This window comes from bacterium (assembly GCA_040754625.1).
Taxonomy (GTDB): Bacteria; JACRDZ01; JAQUKH01; order JAQUKH01; family JAQUKH01; genus JAQUKH01.
Genome location: JBFMCF010000080.1, coordinates 1 through 24,843 on the forward strand (window position 1 = coordinate 1; position 24,843 = coordinate 24,843).

At 39.0% G+C, this 24,843-nt stretch carries 16 protein-coding genes, 1 tRNA gene and 1 pseudogene; 5 read left to right on the plus strand and 13 right to left on the minus strand.

What is annotated here, in order from left to right:
* Both AB1498_07085 and AB1498_07090 read right to left on the minus strand, forming a co-directional pair.
* On the minus strand, positions 1-1,585 hold a 1,585-nt coding region (locus AB1498_07085), incomplete at its 3' end, for a right-handed parallel beta-helix repeat-containing protein (protein ID MEW6088057.1).
* Positions 1,586-1,615: 30 nt separating this feature from the next.
* Positions 1,616-2,965, minus strand: a complete 1,350-nt coding sequence (locus tag AB1498_07090; GenBank protein MEW6088058.1) for a right-handed parallel beta-helix repeat-containing protein — start codon at positions 2,963-2,965, stop codon at positions 1,616-1,618.
* A gap of 153 nt (positions 2,966-3,118) precedes the next feature.
* Here AB1498_07090 and AB1498_07095 point away from each other — a divergent pair, with 153 nt between their 5' ends.
* The gene (locus AB1498_07095; protein ID MEW6088059.1) at positions 3,119-3,577 is read left to right on the plus strand and encodes a thioredoxin family protein; all 459 of its coding nucleotides are present in this window, start codon (positions 3,119-3,121) and stop codon (positions 3,575-3,577) included.
* 20 nt (positions 3,578-3,597) lie between these two features.
* Here the strand turns inward: AB1498_07095 and AB1498_07100 are convergent, their stop codons facing one another.
* The 6 genes and pseudogenes from AB1498_07100 to AB1498_07125 form a co-directional block, all read right to left on the minus strand.
* Positions 3,598-5,445, minus strand: a complete 1,848-nt coding sequence (locus AB1498_07100; GenBank protein ID MEW6088060.1) for a tetratricopeptide repeat protein — start codon at positions 5,443-5,445, stop codon at positions 3,598-3,600.
* A 5-nt stretch (positions 5,446-5,450) separates the two neighbouring features.
* Positions 5,451-7,142: pseudogene (gene thrS / locus AB1498_07105) on the minus strand (threonine--tRNA ligase).
* Positions 7,143-7,370: 228 nt separating this feature from the next.
* Positions 7,371-7,447: transfer RNA gene (locus AB1498_07110), tRNA-Val, on the minus strand.
* Positions 7,448-7,692: 245 nt separating this feature from the next.
* Complete coding sequence (locus AB1498_07115; GenBank protein ID MEW6088061.1) at positions 7,693-8,085, minus strand: PIN domain-containing protein; 393 nt, start codon at positions 8,083-8,085, stop codon at positions 7,693-7,695.
* Positions 8,082-8,369, minus strand: coding sequence for an Arc family DNA-binding protein (locus AB1498_07120; protein ID MEW6088062.1), 288 nt, complete (start codon positions 8,367-8,369; stop codon positions 8,082-8,084). Before AB1498_07120 ends, AB1498_07115 begins: the two co-directional genes overlap by 4 nt.
* Positions 8,370-8,458: 89 nt before the next feature.
* Positions 8,459-11,560 carry an EAL domain-containing protein gene (locus AB1498_07125; GenBank protein MEW6088063.1) on the minus strand — a complete coding sequence of 1,034 codons (3,102 nt, stop codon included), beginning with the start codon at positions 11,558-11,560 and terminating at the stop codon, positions 8,459-8,461.
* A 141-nt stretch (positions 11,561-11,701) separates the two neighbouring features.
* Between AB1498_07125 and AB1498_07130 the strand changes: the two genes are divergently transcribed.
* On the plus strand, positions 11,702-13,609 hold the full coding sequence (locus AB1498_07130; GenBank protein MEW6088064.1) for an ASKHA domain-containing protein: 1,908 nt from the start codon (positions 11,702-11,704) through the stop codon (positions 13,607-13,609).
* Positions 13,610-13,615: 6 nt separating this feature from the next.
* Here the strand turns inward: AB1498_07130 and AB1498_07135 are convergent, their stop codons facing one another.
* Genes AB1498_07135 through AB1498_07150 form a run of 4 tightly spaced genes read right to left on the minus strand, consistent with a single transcriptional unit; the run spans position 13,616 to position 18,435 of the window.
* Positions 13,616-14,566, minus strand: coding sequence for a DUF4340 domain-containing protein (locus AB1498_07135; GenBank protein MEW6088065.1), 951 nt, complete (start codon positions 14,564-14,566; stop codon positions 13,616-13,618).
* Between the two features lie 14 nt (positions 14,567-14,580).
* A complete protein-coding gene (locus AB1498_07140; GenBank protein ID MEW6088066.1) occupies positions 14,581-16,782 on the minus strand; it encodes a Gldg family protein in 2,202 nt (733 codons plus the stop codon).
* A gap of 11 nt (positions 16,783-16,793) precedes the next feature.
* Positions 16,794-17,498: an ABC transporter permease subunit gene (locus AB1498_07145; GenBank protein ID MEW6088067.1), complete on the minus strand. Its 705-nt coding sequence runs from the start codon at positions 17,496-17,498 to the stop codon at positions 16,794-16,796.
* 1 nt (position 17,499) lies between these two features.
* Positions 17,500-18,435, minus strand: coding sequence for an ATP-binding cassette domain-containing protein (locus AB1498_07150; GenBank protein MEW6088068.1), 936 nt, complete (start codon positions 18,433-18,435; stop codon positions 17,500-17,502).
* Between the two features lie 261 nt (positions 18,436-18,696).
* Between AB1498_07150 and AB1498_07155 the strand changes: the two genes are divergently transcribed.
* Entirely contained in the window at positions 18,697-22,350 is a 3,654-nt protein-coding gene (locus AB1498_07155) for a hypothetical protein (GenBank protein ID MEW6088069.1), read from the plus strand.
* Here the strand turns inward: AB1498_07155 and AB1498_07160 are convergent.
* The gene (locus AB1498_07160) at positions 22,313-23,299 is read right to left on the minus strand and encodes an ABC transporter ATP-binding protein (GenBank protein ID MEW6088070.1); all 987 of its coding nucleotides are present in this window, start codon (positions 23,297-23,299) and stop codon (positions 22,313-22,315) included. The genes AB1498_07155 and AB1498_07160 overlap by 38 nt on opposite strands.
* Before the next feature lie 393 nt (positions 23,300-23,692).
* On the opposite strand from AB1498_07160, the gene AB1498_07165 reads away from it, so the two are divergent.
* Both AB1498_07165 and AB1498_07170 read left to right on the plus strand, forming a co-directional pair.
* Entirely contained in the window at positions 23,693-24,580 is an 888-nt protein-coding gene (locus AB1498_07165; GenBank protein ID MEW6088071.1) for a site-specific integrase, read from the plus strand.
* 8 nt (positions 24,581-24,588) lie between these two features.
* A partial coding sequence (locus AB1498_07170; GenBank protein ID MEW6088072.1) for a transposase zinc-binding domain-containing protein occupies positions 24,589-24,843 on the plus strand: 255 nt, incomplete at its 3' end.

Here is a 24,843-nt window from a genome sequence, read left to right on the forward strand (position 1 = left end):
CTCCTACAAATATCCCGCAGTCTTTCTTCATCCTCATTTCCACACCTTCTGTTATCTCCATCCGGACGTTCCTGTCATTCCGCCATCCAATGACTATATTCCCGTTTATATAATAGGGTATCCCCGCCTCCTTGAACCGGACTTCTCCGTCTATTATTTCTTCCCCTATTACCTCTATCATGTCGGGGTTGTTCATGCTGTATATGTTGGTATTTGTTATTATGTTTATACCGTTTGTCCAAAATCTCATTGGATAACTGCCGTTTCCGGTTATTGTATTTTCTGTTATGAAAGGGCGTGGGATATTTGAAGTTAAATATATTCCGTATGTACCATTGTTTGTGATTGTATTTCCTTCTATTAAGGGACTGCTTGCACCATCTATTCTTATGCCGTTTGTCCTGCTTTCTTTTATATCGTTGTTTTTTATCCCTGGGGAGCTGTTTAATATGTATATATTTTCATCCGCATATCCCGGTTGAGCACCGTATTCTATTATGCAATTCTCTAATATACTCCCTGTCGCTGATGCCGTGTCATAATCCGTTGCGCCGTCATCAAAATATATATTTCCCCAGTATCCGCGGAAAGGTGTGTCAGTATTTGCCGTGAATTTTATCTTATTCGGTTCCTGACTTCCGCCTATTGCTCTCAATATTCCCTTATTGCTACCATATCCTACCTGTATTCCCGTCCCGCTTTCGAATCTTAATATTACCCCGGTATCTATGGTTAATTGGATTGCGGCTACTGTGTCGCCGTAAATATATATCGGTGAACTCACCACATCATATTGTTTTAAGCCTGTATTTCCTATCAATAAATCATTTGTTATTCTTTCTCCGATTATTTCAAGAGCTTGTCTTCCATTTGCAGTATATAAATTGTTGTTTAAATTTCCAAGGCCGTTTATTCCAAGTCTTAGAGGGTAATTACCATTACTACTGATATTATTATCTATTATATTTGGCCGGCTGGATGTGTCGCTGCAATATATGCCGTAATTTGTATTGTCTGATATTGTGCTGTTTTCTATTTGAGGGGACGCGTTTGCGCAATAGATTCCGTGCCCGTTGTTTTTTCTTACTATGCTTTTTACTACTTTCGGCGAAGATGAGTTAAAATAAAGGCCGCTGTTGGTTATCGCTCCCGCGTATTCGATAACGCAGTTTTCAAGGACTGCTGCACTATCCTCGGTATCTCCTCCAAAGTATATGCCTTTCCAGTCTCCCGCTGTTTTATCCGTTTCGTTCTTATTGGATGTAAAGGTTATTACTTCTGTGGTGCTATAGGCATATAATGAACCTTTTGTTATTGTTAATCCTGTATTCGGATTAAATTTTAATTCCACCCCGGGGGTTATTTCTACTTTCGGAAAATTCTCGGAGTTTATGTTTATGCCGCCGTTTATCAGATAGAAGCTGTTGTTCTTCTCCCATATGCCGTCTTCAAGTATATCTCCACCAAGAATATATATCCCTTCTTTGGTATTTCCGCTTATATCGTTATTTACCATTTTCCCCGCGTCATTCGGGATTGTCCTTATACCGTATTCGCCATTTCCTGTTATTATGCTGTTTGTCACCCGGCATACACCGTAATTGTATATACCGTATCAATCATTTTCTCTTATTTCAGCTCCATCAATAATTAGATCCCCTCCCGCGTTATATACACCATGCTGTTTACTGTATCTTATCTTCACTCCATTCATGTTCACCCTCGCGCCTCCAATCAAGGTTATCCCTCCATACCATAGGGTTTGGTAATACGGGTAACCCCAGTATATACTTTTCCCCGCGTATTCTATCTCGCAATTTTCTATCTCCGATAATCCGTTAATGTTCCCGTTCTCAAAACATATTCCTATCCAGTCTCCGCGTCCCGGCACCGGCTCTGCCGATGTTATCTTTACCGGGTTTGACACGGTCCCTTTTATCTTTAACTCAGGAGGATATGTGTTCATATACCAGGCATGGGAACCCACACCTATCCCGCAGTCCTTCTTTATCCTCATCTCAACGCCTTCTCCTACCTCCATACGGACATTTGTGTCCGCTCGAAAGTATCTCAATTCTATGTTGCCGTTTATGTAATATGGAATACCTGTATCACTGAATTTTATATACCCTTCGCTTATTATTTCTCCCATGACTTCCACCATGTCCGGGCTATTCATACTATATATGTTGTCCAATCTTAATCCGTTTATTGCGGTTACATATATTCTTATTGGATAGTTCCCGTTGTTTGTTATGGTGTTTTTTGTTATCACGGGTTTTGGTGTGCTGTTTAGAAGATATATTCCATAGGCCCCATTGCCGGTTATTGTATTTCCCTCTATCAACGAATTGCTCGTTTCGTAGAGCCTTATCCCGTTTGCACGGCTTTCTCGTATCACGCAGTTTTTTATCCCCGGGGAACTGTTATAGATGTAAATATTTTCATCTGACGAGAAATATTCCCCTCCATATTCAATATCGCAGTTCTCAAGGACAGTCCCATCTCCTGTCAGGGTGTCATAATCCGCTGCACCATCGTCTATTATTATATTTCCCCAGTATCCCCGGACGGGCGTACCGGTATTTGCTGTCCATTTTATCCGTTCAGGTTCCACACTCCCGCCTATCGCTCTCAATATCCCCTTGTTTAAACCGTTCCCCACACGCAGTCCTGTCCCGCTTTCGAATCTTATTATTACACCGGTATCTATAGTTAACTGCACCGCAGCCGCTGTGTCGCCGTAAATCTCTATTGTTGAAGTTACAATATAGGGATTACAACTTGCGGACCAGACTGTATCAAATGAAATTCTACCGGATACATAGGTGGTTTCGCTGTGAACAATGTTTTTAAACATAAAAAGCAGATAGAAAAAAATAAGGCATTCCAATATAAAACATTTCTGGAACGCCTTTTTTATATTTATTTTACTAAATATTCTTAAAAAGCTATTTTCATCCATGTATAACCTTTTATTATTGTTATACTCCGGATTTTACTTCTATCATTTTCTTTTGTCAATAGAAAAATAAAAAATCTATTGGATAAATAAAATTCATCGACAATCGTACACAAATATTATAAAATATAGTTTAAAAAAACAAGGAGGTGTCATTTGAAAAAAACAGTTGTTTCAAGTGTAATTTTAGCCGTATTGCTTTCCTTGTCTATTTATGCCCTTGAGTGGGAAACAAATTTTGAAACGGCCTTATCTCTTGCAAAAAAAACCGGCAAATATATTCTAATGGATTTCAGCGGTTCCGACTGGTGCGGGTGGTGCATCAAATTAGATAAAGAAGTTTTCAGCCAGGAGGACTTTAAACAGTTCGCGGAAAAGAATTTAGTTTGCGTTCTTGTGGATTTTCCGAATGAAAAACCCCAGACAAAAGAAGTTATAGAACAAAATAAGAGGCTTGCTGATAAATATAAAATAAAGGGTTATCCCACAATTATTATTCTGGACCCTGAAGGTGAATTTGCCGGCCAGACCGGGTACCAGAAAGGCGGGGCTAAAAAATATACCGAACATCTCAAAGAAATAATTGAAAGATACAAAAAGAGAACAAAAATATAAAGGGGCGAAATTTCCCCATACTACTGTATAATCATCTCTCTCACCTTTAAGGCCTTGGCATTATCAGGCTCCAGTTTTAAAACTATGTCGAGTTCCTTTACCGCCTCATTCAGCTTGCCTGTCTTAAAGAATGCGTACGCGAGATTAAAATGCGAATCGGCATGATTGGGGTCCGCCAGCAGCGCCTGCTGGTAGCTCTTTATTGCAAGATCCAAATTCCCAATTGTAAAATATATATTGCCGATATTATTAAAAGGCCCGGGGTTATAAGGGTTAATGGCAACCGACATGGCAAGGTTTTGCAGTGCCTTGTCCCAATTTTCCTGTTTTGCGTATAGCGTCCCAAGTTTATAATAAAGCAATGCCTGTGTCGTATCTGTTTTAACAATTTCTTCAAGCTCCTTTATATTGTCACCCACTTCAGGGCTTTTGCTGAAAAATTCTTCCTTTTCCGGAATTTCAAACATTGCCTGGAAAGGTTTGGTAAAAGTTTTTACCATCAAAAACACAAAAAGAATCAAAGGTATATAAACTATTATTTTAAAAACAGGGTATGGAATATTAGGTGTAAATTTTTCTTTATAATCCAGGGCAAGGCCCGTATATATTTTTTCTTCCTGGCAATATAAATTATACATAAGGGCTATCATGCCCGCGTACAGCCAAAACAAAACAGACGAGGAAACAAACCTTAAATCGATACTGGTTAGATTAAAAACCAGATCCCCGGTTATCCCTGAAACAAGCGCGATAGTCAAAAACCTGGATTTTTTTTCGTTGTTCTCTTTTATTAACACAACGCTTAGACGAAAAATCATCCATAAAATAACCAGAAATAAAATTAACCCCGCTGTTCCAAGCTCTGCCCATATCTCTAAAAATTCATTATGCGCATGGCGGACAAAATTCTTATCAACAGGATGCATGGCTAAAAACTCATTTGACCTGAAGTTTGGGAAAACCAGGGGGAAAGACCCAATTCCATGCCCAAAAAGAAAACGGCTCATTGCCATCCTCACCGCTCCCTGCCAGACAAAATACCTCCCTGTAGGACGGGACAATATGTCAAACAAAGCATCCCACTTCCAAAAAATCAGGCCTAAAATACCGACACAAACTAAAGCCACTATGGGAACAACTTTTTCCCAATTTATTATTTTGTCTTTGAAATACCCGTACTTAAAATGTAAATAAATAAAGAGAACGGCCATTGTCAAAAACCCCAGCCACCCTCCTCTTGTTTTTGTAACAACCAAATCAAAAAACAAAATAAAAGTAAAAACAGAAAATAAATAAAATACGGGTTTTTTTTCTTCCTGAAATATCATATTTAGTGCCGCCGGGAAAATAAAAATAATATAACCGGCAAAAAGAATGGAATTTCCGAAAGTTGAAAATATCCTGTCCACATCCGTCCCTGCCTTAAAATTATATCCGGCATATTGAAAAAAACCGTATATCCCTGCAAGGAAACCCGTAAAAACAAGAAATATCACCAGATAATCAATTTTTTTTTGGTTTTCCAAATTATTTACAGCGGCAAAAAAAAGAATTATTGGCAGGAACAATTGATATAAATTAACCCACGCGGAACTTTTTGAAGGGGAAAAAAAGAAGGAAATAATGGAATAAAACAAATATATTAAAACCACATAATCAAGCGGCGTACGTACCAGCTTCAGGTCGTTTTCTTCAACTAATTTAATCACCCAAAAGACAAAAATAAACAAAATAACAAAAAAAACACCAAAATCCTTCCACCTGGCCAGATTTAAATTGAAAAGAACACCCAGAAAAAAAATGGCGAGAAAAAAACAAAAATAAATCAGCTTATTAATCAAATCCGGGGATTTAATTTTTTCACTCATAAAATTTATAACTTTTTCTCAAGCCTGTCTTTTAATATCTCTATAAGCTTTTTTGTTTCCATCTGGCCGAGGTTGCCTGATTTTCTCTCACGGACAGACACGCAATTTTTTTCGATTTCCTTATCGCCTATGACCACCATATACGGGACCTTTTCATTCTGCGATTCGCGGATTTTATTACTGACTGTCCCCTCCGCTGAATCAACCTCCACCCTGAAACCCATGCTTAATAATTCTTCTTTCAATTTAAAAGCGTAATCCATATGTTTGTCGGAAATAGGCAGTATTTTTACCTGGACCGGTGAAAGCCACAATGGAAAAGCGCCCCCGTAATGCTCGATTAAAACACCCATGAAACGGTCCAGGGAACCCAGGAGCACACGGTGAATCATTACAGGCTGGTGTTCCTTCCCGTCATTTCCTATATATTTCAGATGGAAACGCTCCGGCAGGGCGAAATCAACCTGTATCGTAGCGCACTGCCATGTCCTGTTTAAAGCGTCACGGAGTTTAATGTCAATCTTTGGGCCGTAAAAAGCCCCGTCGCCTTCGTTAATCTGATAAGGCAGATTCAAATTTTCTAAAGAACTTTTCAACACATTTGTCGCCTGTTCCCAATCCTCATCTTTGCCGATATATTTTCCAGGTTTTGTGCTTATCTCCATCTCAAATTCAGTAAAACCAAAAACATTTAATGTGTATTTTATAAAACCGATGACTCCTTTTATCTCACCCGGCAATTGTTCAGGCATACAGAAAATGTGCGCGTCATCCTGCGTAAAAGCCCTGACACGCAGCAATCCATGAAGTACGCCCGCCTTTTCATGGCGATGAACAGTCCCTAATTCAAAATACCGCAAAGGCATGTCCCTGTAGCTTCTTATATCCGATTTGTAAATGTAAAAATGCCCCGGGCAGTTCATAGGTTTTATGCCGAATTCCTGGTTATCAACATTGAAAAAATACATGTTTTCCTTGTAATAACCGTAATGTCCTGATTTTTTCCATACATCGGATTTCAGGATTTGCGGCCCTATGACCTCCTGATACCCCCTGAGATAATGTTCTTTTCTTTCAAAATCCTCAATTATACGGCGAAGGGTCGCCCCTCTTGGATAATAAAAAACCAGCCCCGCGCCGGCTTCATCAAATATATTGAATAATTTTAATTCACGCCCTAATTTGCGATGGTCGCGTTTTTTTGACTCTTCAACCTGGAACAGATATTCATCCAATTGTTTCTGTGTGGGAAATGAAATCCCGTATATCCGCTGGAGCATTTCATTTTTTTCGTCTCCGTGCCAATAAGCCCCGGCTATGGAAATAAGTTTTACCGCGCCGATTTTACCTGTTGATTTCACATGGGGCCCGCGGCATAAATCCGTAAAATCGCCTTGAGTGTAAAAAGTGGGTTCCTGCCCCTGTTTTTTTATTTCGTCAATCAGTTCAAGTTTAAATGGCCCGTAATTCATCGGATTAATTTTTTTTATTTCTTTAACAAAAGGATAATCCGCCTTGATAATTTCATTCATTTTCTTCTCGATAACTTCCAGATCCTCAGGCAGGAAAGGTTCCTTCTTATAAAAATCATAATAGAAACCATTTTCAATGGCGGGACCTATGGCGAGCTCTACCTCAGGGAAAAGCGATTTTACCGCCTGCGCCATGATATGAGATGTGCTGTGCCAGTAAATTTCTTTTCCTTCTTTGGTATTAAAATCCACGTCAACGACATCCGGGTTGTTTTTATTCAATCTGGGCTCCCTGAATTTTCTCTATACCTTAGGCGGATTACCTGATTCAATTTTCATCAATTATGAATGCCATAATTTGAAAATCGATAATCGAAATTTGACCGCAATCGAGAGTCTTTTAATCGAATCTCGATTTTCGATTCTCGATTGCTCTGTCCGCCAAGGCGGACATGGTGGGCGATACTGGACTTGAACCAGTGACCCCTTGCATGTCAAGCAAGTACTCTAACCACCTGAGCTAATCGCCCGGACCTTATAGATAATTCAGTTATTATAAAACCACATTTGCAATTTGTCAACCAGCATTTTTTTGTGTGTTGGAATGAAGTTAGAGGGCTTTTTCTATTGACTTTATGACAGTATCAATCTCTTCGCCCCGCGTCCACATCCCGAGGCTGTATCTGACTTCTGCCTGCGGTTGAACATCCGGGGAAAATTTTGAAAATATGTCCTTTATCTTCGGGTTAATTTTGCAGGGGGTTTTTTGGAATATCTAATGTATCCAATTTTCGGCTTTTAATCCTTCAAACCTGCTAAAATGCCTGATATTTCCAGTTATAAGCGTATTACATTTAACAAGAGAGGTCGAAGCTATTAATAAATCCGCATCAGTTATCAAATTGTCTATTTTTTTTAAATCATTTTTTAACTCACCAAATTTTCTTAAAATGGCAATATTTGAATGTATAATTTGGACAGTCAACAGAAATTCCTCTATTAATCCGATATTTTTATCCCTATTCCCGGATTTCTCTGCACCATAATATAATTCAGCTACCGTCATAAATGATACAGCAATCTGGTCATTGGTCTTTTTTCTGTTTTCAATAACCTTTCTATTTCCACGCAGTAATTCTATGCAAACATCTGTATCTAATAAAATCATAATACTACCTTTCTTCCTCTTGACCTTGTTGATATAATGTCATCAATAATTTTTTCTGTTGTCCTCTTATCCCTCCATTTTCCGCATAAATTTTCCCAAATTTTAATCTGAAGAACCGGGTGTATAATCTTTTCCAATACCTCATCAATCATTGTCTCTTCTTTTAAGCCCTTTTCTAAAACTACTAAAATCTCATTATTAATACTCCGCCTTTCTAAAACAGACAATGTTTTGATTTTATCTATAACGTCTTCAGGTATATTTCTTATTGTCATGTTTGCCATATTGCCCTCCTTTTGTAACTATTATGGTTACATTATAGTTTCATTTTCGTTCATTGTCAAGCACTAAATTTTAAAAATAGAAGGCAGTATTAAAGCATTTTCTCCATATCTTCGGCAGTTATGGGTTTGCTGAAATAGTAACCCTGGGCTATATTACACCTGAGTAACCTAAGAATTTTCCACTGTTCTTCGGTTTCAACACCCTCGGCAATTGTTTTGATATTTAAAGTATGCGCCATTGCTATAATGGCTGTTACAATTGAAGCGGTATCCGGATCCAATGTAATTTCTCTTATAAATGATATATCAATCTTTAAATTATCAATCGGGAACCTTTTTAAATAAGTCAAAGATGAATAACCTGTTCCGAAATCATCTATTGAAATTGAGATGCCGATATTTTTTAATTCTTTCAGGACGGATTTAGTATATTCAATATCCTCCGTAAAAACGCTTTCTGTTATTTCCAGGGTCAAAAACGACGGAGAAAGGCCGGCTTCATCAATTATACTATTAACCATTTTTGATAAATCCTTTTGTTTGAACTGAATTAAAGACAAATTCACGGAAACTGGAACTATCAAAAGTCCTTTATCCTGCCATTCTTTCACCTGTTTTACCGCAGTTTTTAAAACCCACTCGCCGACTTCTATTATCATCTTTGTTTCTTCAAGCACAGGTATAAATTTACCCGGACAGATCAATCCCAATTCTTTATTATTCCATCTGATAAGGGCTTCCATCCCGGCTATTTTTTTTGTGATAATGTCAAAATAGGGCTGGTAATAGAGCACAAATTCATTATTTTTCAGTGCGTTAAGGAGGTGTTTTTCCAATAGAGTAAATTCCAGCGCTTTTGTATCTATCTCTGGAGTGTAAAATTGATAGTTTTTTCTGCCCTGTTCTTTTGCCTTTAAAAGCGCCAGATCCGCTTTTTTCATTAATTCATTAACGTCTTTTCCGTCATCAGGACAAATTGAAATACCGATACTAATGGTTAAAGCTATCTCTTCGTTATTAATTTTCAGCGGCGTTTCAAAATTTTTCATAATTTTCTCAATAAGAAGAATAATATCTTCAGAACTTATAATATCAATTAATAACACCCCGAACTCATCGTTTCCAAGACGGGCAACAGTATCTCTTTCATAAAGAGAACCGGAAAGTATTTTACCGACTTCTTTTAAAACCATGTTCCCGGTCTCAACCCCAAAACTATCATTTATAAATTTAAACCTGTCAATATCAATAGATAAGAGAGCAATAAATTTTTTGTTATATTCTGCTCTTGTTATACTTTGAGTTATTCTATCAATAAAAAGATTCCTATTAGGCAGGTCTGTGATTGTATCATAATAGGCCAGGTAGTTAAGTCTTTTTTCTATAAGTTTTTGCTGGGTAATATCTTTTGCTATTGAAACAAAATGTGTTATCACTCCCTTATCATCCTTGAGCGGCATTATATTATTATAAACTTCAAAAAGTCTTCCATCCTTTTTTCTGTTTATAATTATTCCGACCCAGGATTTTCCTGAAAGAATGGAATCCCATATTTCTTTATAAAATTCTCTGTTATGTTTATCAGATTTAAAAATTCTCGTATTTTGCCCAATTAGTTCCTCTTTTTTATATCCACTTATATCCTCAACTGCTTTATTTATATATTCAATGTCCCCTGTTTTATTTGTTATAATAACCCAGTCGGTTGTTTGTTCCACAGCAAGCAAGAGTTTTCTCATTTCTTTTTCAGACTGCCTGAGAATAACAATATTGGCTAATGTATTCGCAACTGCCGTTAAAAATTCTTCTTCTATATTGGAATGTTTATGTCCTTCTTTTATATATATATTTACTACACCAAGTATTTTGTTTAAATGTAAAATCGGAACACAATAATGCCCATGAGATTCTATATTTTCATAGGTAACTTCGTGCCGTTCACTAAGTTTATCACTGAATTCTATACTTTTCTCAACAGCCGCTTTCCCACATAAGCATTTGCCAAAAGGGACCTTACTGCATGTTGTCTGTATATACTCAGAAAGTCCATTTTGCGCCTTCATCACTAAGATATCAGGGTCATTTTCAACAAGAAAAATACTGCCGCGGGATTCAAAACTAAGCCAATTGATGGAAAGAATAAGATTTAGTGTATATTTTAAAATTTCTTCAAGGCTTACATCCTTAAGAGAAAACTGTAATATGGAGTTAATGGTAGTCTGGATATCATAGGCTTTTTTAAGCTCTGCAGTCCGTTCATTAACACGTTGTTCAAGGGCATTATTAAGCTGATGTATTTTTTCTTCATCCAATTTACGTTTGGAAATATCACGAATAATAGCGGTAAAAAAAGTTTCCTCTTTTATCTTCCATGCTGACAGGGACAATTCCAACGGAAATACACTATTATTCTTTCTCAAACCTGTTGTCTCTATAGTCCTTCCGATAAGTTTTGATTGTCCTGTAGAAATAAATCTGCTGAGGGCTTTTTGATGAGCCTTCCTGAATTGTTCTGGAATTATAATATCAAGCGGCTTTCCTATCAGCTCATCAGATGAATAACCAAAAATATTTTCTGCAGATTTATTCCATAGAGTTATGTTCCCCTGTGCATCTGCACAGATAATAACATCGGTTGCGCTTGCCGTTACCGAACGAAAACATTCTTCACTTTTTTTAAGAAGTTCTCCCGCCCTGATATTATATAGAGAAGACGCGGCGTATTCCGCAAATAACGATACGATATTAACGTCATCTTCTGTAAATCCACCAGGTTTATTTGAAAGGCCAAACAGACCTACGACTTTTCCTTCAATAAGAAAAGGGGCCATTAAGACATTATCAAGTAATATATGTCCTTCGGGCAGTAAAGATGCCCACTCAGTAGATTGAAAATCATTATAATACTTTGCCCTGCCTGTTTTGGTGACTTCTCCCCTTAATCCGCGGATAGGCATAGGTAAATTTGAGTCAACATTGCAGACACTGCCGCCGGAATTAATAAAAACAACTTCATTTTCATTTTTTAATTTATTATGAAGGGCTATATACCCGCCTGTTGCCCTAATTATTTCCCTGCAATTTTGAAATACAATTTCTGCCGCTTCTTTGAAGTCTTTTGCATTTAGTAAAATTTTTGATGTTCTTAATAAAGTTTCAATTACTCTATCACAATTCTGCTGATTCTCCATAATTTAAATCTCCTTTAAACTTTGTTAAATTCAGTATTTATGTATTATATTGAATAATACTAAATCGGTCAAATTAAAATTCTTTTTAAGACAATATTTTTGTGTAGAAATTTTACATAAAATAGTCGATAATAATTGATTATGAAATGCAAAGTAACCTTTTTACCTGAAAATAAATCCATTGAGGTCCGTAAAGGGACAGACCTTTTGCAGGCGGCAACGGAAACCGGCATTGAAATACTTTCTAACTGCGGCGGGCAGGGAACATGCGGAAGTTGTAAAGTTAAAATACTGAAAGGCAGCCCCAGTGCCGGTGTTTCGCCTCATCTTTCGAAAAAAGAGATTGCCGAAGGCTGGATTCAGGCGTGCCTGGTCCTTATTGAAGAAGACCTTGATGTCTATGTCCCTAAAGAACATCGCATCGCGAAACCTGCTAAAATATCAACCGGATTAAAAACAGCCGCGCGGATTGAAATAGGCAAATGGGAAATAACGCCAAGTATTAAACGGATTAAATTAAAACTTACACCTCCAAGCCTTGATAACAATATCAGTGACCTTACCCGTTTATTCCAGGAATTAAGCCATGAAGGTTACTCTTCTGAAAAGTTATGGTGCGGCCTTGATATAATCAGCAGATTAACAAAAACACTGCGCAGAAAAAATTGGGAAATTACCGTGCTGGTTCTTGAATCTGAACGCGGCTTTGAAATAGTCGATATCCAGCCGGGCGATACTACCTGCCACCGGTTAGGCCTGGCGATTGATATCGGAACGACCTCAGTGGTGGTTTATCTTGTAGATTTATTAACCGGGCATATTATCGGGACCGAATCAGATTACAACAAACAGATAAGCTGCGGGACTGATATTATTTCCAGAATCATTTATACAGAAAGAAAAAACGGATTAGCCGCGCTGCAAAAATTAGTTGTTGATACAATTAACAATCTTGTCGGCAAATTATTAATAAAACACAAGATTCACCGGCGGAACATTGATTGTGTCTCCTGCGGCGGGAATACAACAATGATCCATCTTTTTTTAAAAATAGACCCAAACAATATTCGTATTGATCCTTATATCCCGGCCTTTACAACTACCCCTCTTCTTTCGGCAAAAGACGCCGGGTTAAAAACTAACGCCCATACCTCACTTTACTGCGTGCCGGGCGTATCAAGTTATATCGGCGGAGACATTACCGGAGGGATACTCGCGTCGGGAATGACAAAAAGCGGTAAACTGACGCTGTTTCTCGATGTGGGAACAAACGGTGAAATTGTCTTGGGGAACCACGAATGGCTTGTTTCGGCATCCTGCTCGGCCGGGCCCGCTTTTGAAGGCGCGGGAATAAAATACGGCATGCGCGCCACAAACGGCGCGATCGACCAGGTAAAAATCGACAGAAAAACATTTGAACCGGTCATCACGGTCACAGGTCACGAAAAGGCGATTGGCATTTGCGGCTCAGGGACTATCGACACAATCGCCGAATTGTACCTGGCGGGAATTATAACTCAAAAAGGCAAATTTAACAAAGACGTTAAAACCCAAAGGGTCCGGGAAGGAAAATACGGATGGGAGTATGTCCTGGTCTGGAAAAACGAATCAGGCATAGACAGCGATATTACCATAACTGAACCGGATATTGACAATATCCTGAGGGCCAAAGGCGCGATTTACGCGGGATGTTCCCTTTTGCTGAATGAAATGGGCTATAAACCATCGGACCTGGACAGCTTCCTGATTGCAGGCGGGTTCGGGCATTATTTAAATATAGAAAAAGCGATAATTATCGGGATGCTGCCCGATATAGACCCCGGGAAATACCAGTATCTCGGTAACACGTCGGTCATAGGCGCCTATTTAACCCTTCTCTCCCGTAACATGCAGGAAGAGGCCGCGAAAATCGCGGGAAATGTCACCTACAGGGAACTTTCAGTATCAAACAATTTCATGAACGAATATATGGCAAGCCTGTTTTTACCGCACACAAATATTGAATTGTTTCCCACTGTCCAGGAAATATTGGATGAAATCAGGCACTAAAAAATATCATTTTTTCTTCTCTGTTAACAAATCCAAATCTTTCATAAAACGTTTCGCGTTCCATTCTGAAATATAAAACGGGTATTCGGATTCGGAAGAAATCGCGGTGTATTTATCACCGGTTTTTTCGAAAAGAGATATTGAATATTCTTTCGCGCCTGTAAGAGATATTGAATATGAGGGATTTTTTATATCGCTTTTTTTCTTATCATCAATAAAATCATCACACGTTAAATTTGACAATGTTTTGACAATTTCTTCTATTTCCGCCTCATTTACAGCCTCACCTTTATCCGTGGCCCACTCAGGCCGTAAATCCTTTTTATCTCCGGTTTTATCTTTATTCAAGTCAATGGAAGCCTGGGCGGGCGATTTTACTATCGATAATTTTTTATTGGCTTTGGTTATTGAAACTCCTGTGATTTCCTCGCTTTTAAAAGACAGGACAGTTTTGTCCCTGAGGCCAGACAACGTTTTATCAAATGTATTTGCCAGGTTGCCCTTCGCGTGATAAATTTTGCCGTCATTTTCGACTTTTACGAATGTGAGCCGGTATGAAGAAGCCGGTTTGCCTATCTCGATTTTTCTTAAGATTTCGTCTCCCTTGCAGGCCCAGACCTCAATTTTCTTTTCTTTGTCCAGGTCATAGAGAACATCATTCTTTGATTCGGAAACAAGGTCGGTAACAGCGAGAGAACTTATTTCATCAGCCATCTTCTCCACGAGATCGTTATTCGCCCGGAAATTTCCGGGTTCTATTATCCACTTATCATTTTTTTTCACCAATTTTATTTCCAACCCCGCCTTTTTCAATATGATTTTTGTAATATCTTTTTTGTCCGCCTTTTTCAATTCCAGGAGTGAATAATGGACTTTACCTTTCTGTTTCATCAAAAGATAAGCCGAAAGAAATAATATTACTGCCGCAAGAATTATATATTCTTTTTTTATCTTCATTGTATAATCTCCCGTCATTTTCCGAATATCTGCTGAATGACCCGCTGTCTTGAACGGCGCCTCAAAAAGACCATAAGCCCGGCTATTATAATCAACACGGGCAAACCCGCTATATTAGCGCCCTTAATCAGCACTTTCGAATCAGGTTTAATTTCCTTTAAAGGATTAAAACGCTGGGCTTTACTGCGCATAACGGCATATGCCTCTTTATTATTCAGGTAATCAATAATGTTCATTATAAAATGCGCGTTTGGACCCATGCCTTTTTTATCAAGAATATTATCCAGCAAAATCTCCGATGTTCCTATAACAAATATTTTTCCCGGTTTGCCTTTTTTAATGGTCGCTTCCCCTGCCTGGATACTTGACATGTCAATGCCTTTCGCCTTATTCTTGTCATTTTTCTTGTCTTTTTTATCGTCCCCGCCTTCTTCAGCTTCTTTTTCTGGAATAGGTTTATCGGCAAAATAACTCGGGAAATAACCTTCAAGAATACACGCCATTACCATTTGTTTATATTTATTTTCTCCCTTCGGAGGCTGGATAAACATTGGATTCAAATTAATATCATCCGAAATGTCCCATGATTTTTCTGATGATGAAAATAATTTTTCAGCCTTTAACCCGTATTTTTTTATCTTCTCCTCGTCCAGTTCCACAGGGGAAGACTTAAACATCACAAGCCCCTTTATATTTTTCAAAAAGCTTAACTTTTTATTAATAAATTCATTTTTAATTATCGGGGCGAAATATACCGTCTGTTCCCCGCCGCCAAAGGCCTCGGGGATGCTCTGCTTAAAACAATTTTCATCAAGAACATACGATTTCTTAATGCCGGCGCCGTAATGCTCGAGCAGCTTTTCAAGCCCGGTATTTACAGGCAGATACACTGGATTCTGGAAACCTCCCATTCCGTTAAAACCCTGCCGGGGAACAATTTCATTAAATGAATCAACAAAAACCGCGAGGTTCTTTCCTTTCATTAAATACTGGTCAATCTGGTATAATTCATAATCTGAAAATTTCTCTTTGGCCCCGGCTATTATCAGGGACGGCAGGCCTTCAGGAACACCCGTTTCTTTTAAATTTACCTGTTTTAAAGTATACTCCTCGCTGACCATGCCGTAAAAATTTTTAAGAGACTCTTCCCTGCCCTGGTTCGAAAAAGGCATGTCCATCATGCCGAGTTCACGCGTGCCGTGCCCGGCAAGATAGCCTATTTCTTCATTTACGCTTATGACATTTTCAACTGCCTCATTAATACTTTCTTCAATTTCATCCATTTTCGCGAGCTGATACTGCGTCCCAAAAAGCGGCAGGCGAAAAACATCCAGCAATTTGATGTTTTCTGTTTTATCGCCGTGTTCCACAATAATTCCGATATAACCTTTATCTTTTGAAATTGATTTGCCTGTCCTGTCCCTGAACTCGTCCCACTGGAGGGCCAGGATGCCGTTTTTTTCTGCTTCTTTGCTTTGAGACGGTTCCCGGCTCGGGTCATAATTTACAAATTCCAGCCTGTCAAAGTTTTTTTCATTCAGTTTCCTGGTCATCTCTTCAATCTTTCCCGCTGTTTCAGAAAGCCCCGTTAAATTCATATAAGGGCCCACAACCTGCAGTGAAGAAGACAAAAATAATTTAACCTTTACCTTTTCTTTAAGGTTTAAAAGCGCGCTTATCTTGTTATTCATCTTTTGTATCTTTGAAGTAATCAGGAATTCAAGGCCTTCTGTCGAGGTTATTGTCGGGATTGTTTCTATTATGTTCCCGTGAATCAAAACCAGCCCCATATACGCCTTCTGGAATTTGACCTCGTCCTTTTCGATATTTTGAATCTGGACAGGATAAATGCCATAATTATGGGCGAGGTCCTGGTTAACTTTTGCCTTTTCGTTTTCCTCGCCGGACACGTTGAAAAACTGGTAATTGAAATATTTCCCGCCGTATATGGAATATTCCTGTAAAAGATCCGCGAGATACCGTTCAATATTATTGTAAGGGGCGGACAGTTTCCCGGTAAAAAACACCTTTACGGTCAAAGGCTCGGAAAGCGTGGCGACAACTTTTCTGCTCGGTACCGACAAGGAAAATATTTTATTAGAGGTCAGGTCCCACCTGAAAAACAGTGTCGCGCCTGCCATATTAACAAGGACAACAACTATTAAATAGATTAAGAATTTATAATACTTATTTTTTTGTTTTAATATATTTTCCATCATAAACTCCCTTATTTTTTCCCTTGTATCACAAGATTCGTGCTGTAAAGCATAATAAAACACAAACTTATAAAATACAACAAATCTCTTGAATCGATTATCCCTCTCGAAATGTTATGAAAATGGAAATCAGCCCCTAAAAATTCAAACACGCTCAAAAAATCCCTTGGAAGGAAAAAAAGTATTTTATCCAAAAGCGTCAGGACAAAACAAACCGCCATGCCGATGATAAAGGCAATTATCTGGTTACGGGTAAGCGATGAAGAAAATAACCCTATTGAGGAAAACGCGGCACCAAGCAACACCGCGCCGGTATAGCCGCCGACAACAGGCCCCCAGTCCAGTTCACCGAGAAATGAAATAAAGATACTGTATGAAACAGTCGGCAGGAGCATTATAATAATGAATATCACTGAAGCCATAAATTTCCCGGATATAATATCAAGGGACGATACGGGCATAGTTGACAACAATTCATAAGAACCGATGTTCAATTCCTCGGAAAATAAACGCATGGTAACGGCAGGGATTATAAACGCGAAAGTAAGAGGAAGAAGTTCAAAGAAATTCCTGAGTTCAGCCTGGCGGTACAGAAAAAAAGTGGAAAAGAAAAACCAGCCGGTCAGGACAAGAAAAATAGAAATCACAATATAAGCGATAGGCGATATAAAATAAGCCGCGAATTCCTTTTTAAAAATATTTACCGCATTTTTCATATCAATTCCCCTTCGTTAACTCCCTGAAGATTGTCTCCAGGGTCCTGGTCTGCATATGGTAATCCAAAAGCACCCAGTTGTTTCCTTTAATGACATAATAAATTTCCGGGCGTATATCTTTATCACTTTTGCAGGACAGGTAAAAGTCTACTGCATCGTTTTTGTCATTTAACAGCGACACACCCGTAACACCGGGAATATCTTCAAATATTTTCTTAACAGTTTTGAAATCACTGTTTTGAATAGAAATATTTATAATGTATTCATTGACTGCCGTCTTTTTAAGCTCCTCGGTTGAGCCATCCGCGACAATCCTGCCTTTGTTTATAATAACAATCCTGTCGCACGTGGCTTCCGCCTCGCTCAGGATATGGGTCGATAAAATAATTGTTTTTTTCTTGCCGATTTCCTTGATAATGTCGCGTATTTCAACAATCTGGTTCGGGTCAAGCCCTGATGTAGGTTCATCCAGTACAAGGATTTCCGGGTCATTCATCATCGCGTGGGCAAGCCCTACTCTCTGCTTATACCCTTTTGAAAGATCATGGATGGGTTTATGCATAACTTCACTTATCCCGCAAAGGCCCGCGAGTTCCTTAATGCGGCTGTTTTTTTTGTTTTCTTCAAGCCCGCGGACATTGGCCACAAAACTCAGATAATCAAAAGTAAGCATATCGGGATATAACGGCGCTGATTCCGGCAGGTAACCGATTAATTTTTTAATTTCCAGGGAATTATCGTAAATATTATAATCTTTAACTGCGACGTTCCCCGCGCTCGGTTCAAGGTAACAGGTCAGGATTCTAAGGGTAGTGGTTTTTCCCGCCCCATTCGGGCCGAGCAGACCCAAAATTTCACCTTTCTTGATTTCAAAACTGATATGGTCCACAGCGCAGACATCGCCGTAATATTTTGTCAATCCATCAATCTTTATCATTGGCTTCTCCTGTTAGAACTCCCCTTAATCCCCTCTTTTTACGAAGTGATCGCTTCGCGAAAAAAAAGAGGGGAAACTTCTTCTTCTCTTTTCTCAAAGAGGAGGCCGGGAGGGGTTCATATCATCTTCTCGCATTGTTTTCGGATATTGCAATTTGGATGATAGTATATAAAAAAACAATTAAAATATTATTAAAACAGTATTAAAATTTTTTAATTTAATTTATAATATGGGATATTATACTTCAAAACAGGGGGGGAAATGAAAAAAATTCTTCTGATAGTATTTCTTTTTGTGTTAATTCATCCGTTAAAAGTCAAATCATTTGATTTTCTTGACAGCGGACAAGAGAAGGCCGCAACCCACTCTCAAATAACAGCCAATGTCAAATCGAAGGAAAAAACTTATACAAAAGAAGTGTTATATTATAAAAACGACAAATTTGAACTTCAGGAGGATACATCTGCCGTTCAGACAACAGGACGAGACCCCGCGGCTTCTTCCACTCTTGACGCAGTAAAAACGGCAATGGAAATGTACGCGGCTGACAACGGAACCTATCCCATAAATATTTCCGATGTCAATGCATTAGTAAAAACATTAGAATCTGAATCAGTTTGGCCCACTAATATTAAAACGGACGGTTCTTATGGCAGTCTGATCGCCGCCGCCACTAACCCTGAAGGTGTTCAATTCAAGCTTTATGCCATTGGACAAGACGAAAACCACTGCTACGGATTAGCGCAGGACGGAAGAAAGGCGGGTCCCGGCACCTTATCTGACATTACCAGAATATTAGGCGCGCCCTTCCCCGGAAATGTTCAGGGATCACAAAATAACACTGCAATCCAAAGTGATGCAAAAAAAATAAAATATAAAGATATAAATATTGGTGTATTTAAAACCTCATTAACTTCTGATGAATTAAAAGGTTATTCTCCCAATTCTCTGGTTGTCACTTTTGAGGGAGACAATTTATTTGCGGTTTACGGAGTAAGCGGGAGAAATAAAACACCAGGTGAAACAAAAATATATATGCAACCCACGGAATCGCAGGAATATAAATCCAAATTAGAAGAAATGCAAAATAAACAAAAAACAGTCAAAGAATTAGAAACTAAAGGTATTATATTATTGAACGAATACAATTCTCTTAAAAATTCATCTGAGGAAAAGAAAAAAAAATATGAAAAACAAATGAAGGACAATGATGTTTTATATAATAATGCCATAGTGGAATACGAAAAACTGCAAAATGAATTAAATCAATTGAGGTTTAAACAACCCGTGGCTGCGGCTACGGTTAAACCACAGATAGAATCAATAAATAGAAGTGTTATTCATAATATCTACGGCAGGTTCAAAAAACAGGGAAAAGCCGTTTTAAACATCAATAATCAAACCACAGGAGAAAATATATTAAAAATAGAATTTGAATTGCCTGAAACACCGGGCGGAGACAAAATAATTTTAAATGAATGGGCAAAAGCACAGGAGGTAAATCTGACCCGGATAGGTAACTCAACTCCCGGTGACAGCGTATTTCCTTACATTACCAGGCAAACTTCGAAACGTTTAAACGTCCCGGGACAATCAATTACACAGCCAGGAACATTTGGAAGAAATAGAGAACAAACTCCCGACTTATATTCAGTAACTACCGGCGCGCTGGCAATCCAGGAATCTCTCCAGCTCGACAGAATGACCGCGGCGGCCGAAGGTAAATATAAAGACGAGGTCCCTGTTGAAAATTTAGCAGGGCCCAAGATAAAATCACACCCGTTTGAAGAAATGCTTAATAACCGTTCCCCGAAAATACTGCCTATCGTATCGCTTGTCCCTGAAGAATTTTATTATTTCCATTTCTCAGATATAAACAAGGAAATAGAATTTTCGGATTTACTGGACCAGTGGGGTTCAAGTTTACTTAATACGATGCAGGTTTCATCGCACGACGCCGGGTTGAAAGAAAAATATCTCACCCAGCTCTGCGTAAAAATTTCTGTCCTGACAAGATTGTTCGGGGATAAGGTTATAGACGACCTGGCAATCGTGGGCAACGACCCGTTTATTCACGAGGGAACAGACATATCAATCATTTTTACTGTCAAAAATAAAACACTGTTTGACGCGCAGATGTCCGGATATTTCGCTGACGCAAAAGAAAAGTTTAAAGATTTAAAAGAAACTGACATACCCTATGGACAATACGCGGTTCATTCATTAACAACCGGCGACAAAACAGTATCATCTTTTTCCTGTTACCTGGGTGATTTTAAAGTATATTCAAATTCAAAAGCCGCTTTAGAAAAAATAATTGATACTTATGATAAAAAACATCCCTCGCTCGCTGACGCCAAAGATTTTCTGTATATGCGGACAATCTTCCCTGAAGATAAATCACAGGAAGACGCATTTCTGTATCTTCCGGAAACTTTTATCCGGAAATTAGTCGGGCCGAAATGGAAAATAGCGCGGCAGAGAAGAATCAGGTGTAATACAACGTTACGGATGATAAATAACGTTATCACAATGTATTACATGGAAAAAAACACGGAACCGCCCGTATTGGAAAAACTGCTGGAAGAATATTATTTAGGCCCCGGTTACCTTGTCTGTCCCGACGGAGGAAGCTATTCAATAAATCCAAAAACAATGGAACCCTCATGCTCCGTTCACGGCAGGCTACGTTATCTTACCCCGATAGCAGAAATGCCTTTGACTCTTGTGTCAAAAAAAGAACAGGCAGAATATGAAAGGTTTGTTAATCAATATAATAGTTACTGGTCCGGGTTTTTTGACCCTGTCGGCATAAGGGCAAAATTCGATGATAAAACAATAAAAGTTGAAACATGTATTTTACCGTTAATCGAAAATTCTATTTATAATGATTTCAAAGATTTCGCGGGCGGGGACCCTGTCTCAATATCCCTGCCAACCGCGCCCGGCACAATTTTGCAATTTTTATTAAAAATAAATTTAAAAGAAAAAGGCACAGATAGATTTACGCAGGAGTTAGTAGGTAAAACATCTTTTACAATTGAAGAATTTATGAAAATTCTTGGAGATAACCTGAGCATTAATTTCATGGATAATGAAATGATGTTTTCATTGGACTTATCCAAAGGCGGGCCTCTTTTTGGCGGGCTTGGAAGAAGGGGATTCGAAGTGATGCCAATCAGCTTCGCTTTGTCATCACTGAACCTGCCCACCTATATGACGATTTCAGTGAAAGACGAGAAAGAAGCGCAGCGTTTTATAGATGAACTGATTAATTCCTTCACCCAGGAAAACAGGGCAAGAAAAAACGAATGGATAAGCGTAAATAATTATGAAGTTGCTCCTGAATATAAAGGACACAAAATAGAAACGCTTGATCTTGACCTGTTAATAGTTAACCTCAGGCTCCATTTTATGGTTTATAAAAACCACTTAATCATTGCCAATCAATTGGATGTATTAACAAAACTTATCGATAATCCAAAAGATGTTACCAAAGCGGAGACAAATGTTTTACTTAACATTCGCGGCGATTCATTTAATAAAATTGCCGATACGGTTAAACTTGGATGGCAGGAACGTATGCGGCAGGTCTGCCTTAACAATCTTGGCTCGATTTATGTTCTGCATAAATACCGGAACGTGCCTTTTGACAAAATAAACGACGCTTCAATGCTCGTAAACGGCTATTTCCCGTTCTGTCCTTCAAACGGCGAGCATAAATATGATAAAAACAGGGATGCTGTTTATTGCACCGTTCACGGGGATTTAATCTCCCCGAAACAGCCTTTTGGATTTGACTTAAATGTCCAGTTGAACAAGTTTGTCAACAGCATAAACAGGACAGAAACCTCGCTTAAATTTACTCCGGAAGGGATTATGACAAGCGTGGTGATTGAAAAAGGCGGGAAATAAAATGACAGGCGGCGAAATGCCCGGAATTTATCTCTTTTAATCCTGGCTCTTTTTCCAGGCATAAATTTTCCGCTCTTGGGCACCGCGGCTGGAAACGGCAGCCAGGCGGCAGGTCAACCGGCGAGGGAATATCGCCCTTCAAGGGCTTTCGCTCACTCCCGGTTTCTTTAAACGCTTTGGGTATCGCGGACAACAAACTTTGCGTGTAAGGATGCAGCGGATTCTGGTACAATTCCTTATTTCCCGCGAGTTCGACTATTTTGCCCAGATACATCACTGCCACCCTGTCGCACATGAATTCAATTACCCTTAAATCATGCGAAATAAAAAGATATGTCAAATTAAACTCTTCTCTCAAATCCTTAAAAAGATTAATGACCTGCGCCTGGATTGAAACATCCAGCGATGACACAGGCTCATCCGCGACAAGAAACTCAGGTTCAACCGACAACGCGCGGGCAAGAGCGATTCTTTGACGCTGGCCCCCGCTGAATTCATGAGGATAACGGGCCTTTATGTCTCTGCTCAAACCGACCAGCCCAAGCAGCGAGTTTATTTTATCCTCTCTTTCATTTTTGTTTTTTGCCAGGTTATGCAGATATATCCCCTCCCCGACAATTGACGCGATTGTCATTCTTGGATTCAGGGAACTAAACGGGTCCTGGAAAATAATCTGCAGTTTTTTACGCCACGCCCTGTCTTTTTTTCGCGCGATATCCTCCCCCTCAAAAATAATGTTTCCGCCTGTAGGAGGATAAAGCCCCGCGACCAGTCTCGCGACAGTCGATTTCCCGCATCCCGATTCGCCGACCAGCCCCAGGGTCTCTCCCCTTTCTATGGAAAAAGAAATATCATCAACGGCCTTCACTTCCCTCGCCGCCTCTTTCCATATCCCGGTCTTCAGAGGAAAATATTTTTTTAAATTTTTGACTTCTAAAATTGTATTCATTTTAAATTAATATATCATGGTTTATCAATTTTACCAGTAAATAAGAAGTCCATATTTGCTGGTATTATATAGGTTTTACAAAATCATATCAACATTTTTGTCGATATTTCTTGACTAACAGAAAATATAGGGCTAAAATTTTAGTAATTTATATAAAGTTTCTGACCCGCAGGCAGGTAATCAGGAAGTTCGTTTATTAATTGTTGAACTGAAACCGCTTCGCGGTAGCCAAAACAGACAGTTAATCCACCGGTTTACCTGCCACAACAACAAACCTTTCACATTCCTCTTGTCATAACAGTTCTCTCGGACTAAAATTCCTCCGGTGCGTAAAAGTAATTTACGCAAACAAAAAGGTATGTACCATGCAATACATACCAAAGGAGGAATTTTATGGGAGAACTTAGAGAACGGATGAAGATGGATCTCGCTCTGCGTAGATTCAGTGAAAAGACACAAAGTACATATCTTGCCCAGGTCAGAAACATCTCTGCATACTTCAACAAATCCCCGGATAAACTTTCGCGAGACGAGGTCAGGCAATACCTGCATTATCTCATCGAAGAAAAAAATTATTCGTCATCGCATGTCAATCAATGTTACAGCGCGTTAAAATTTCTCTTTGAGGTTACTCTGCAGTCAGAGTGGTTCCTGGATAAAATTCCGCGCGCGAAGAAAGCAAAAAAATTACCCGCGGTTCTTGATAAAGAAGAAGTCCTGCGTTTGTTTAAAGTCACAACAAATATAAAACACAAAGCAATACTTATGCTCATATATTCGGCAGGCCTGCGTGTCAGTGAAGCTGCTAAGTTGAAGGTTTCCGATATCGACAGTAAACGCATGATGATTTTTATCAGATCAGGCAAAGGAGGCAGAGACCGGTACACAACTTTATCCAAAACCGCTCTGGACATGCTTAGAAGATATTTTTGCGAGGAGCGTCCTGAAAAAATACCTCCGGAATTATTAACAAGCGAATGGCTTTTTACCGGAGAAACTCCGTGGTCACCAATAACCGCAAGGTCAATACAGTTTATATTCAAGGAATCGCTCAAGCGCGCCGGAATATTAAAGCCCGCAACAGTTCACACCCTCAGGCACAGTTTCGCGACTCATCTTCTTGAAGCAAAAACCGACCTTCCAACTATCCAGTGGCTGATGGGCCACAAATATATCAGGACAACCGCAAATTATACTCATGTGACTCAAAAACATCTTTCCACAATAAAAAGCCCGCTCGATTTCCCCAAAAAACGCAAATATACAAAAAAATCTGTTTAAGCAAAATAATGCGTTCCAGTCAAATTGAAGCAGCCGACATCTTTCGTAAATACGGAGATTCTTACAGACAAACGCATGACTTGCCGCTGTATCAGCTCCGCGCCATGCGCTCGATAGAGATCTGCCGGACCAAGGAACTAGGCGGGCATATTGATAAATGCGATTCCTGCGGTGAAGAAAAGATATCCTACAACTCATGCAGGAACCGCCACTGTCCCAAATGCCAGTTCCTTAAAAAAGAAAAATGGATTACAGCAAGAAAA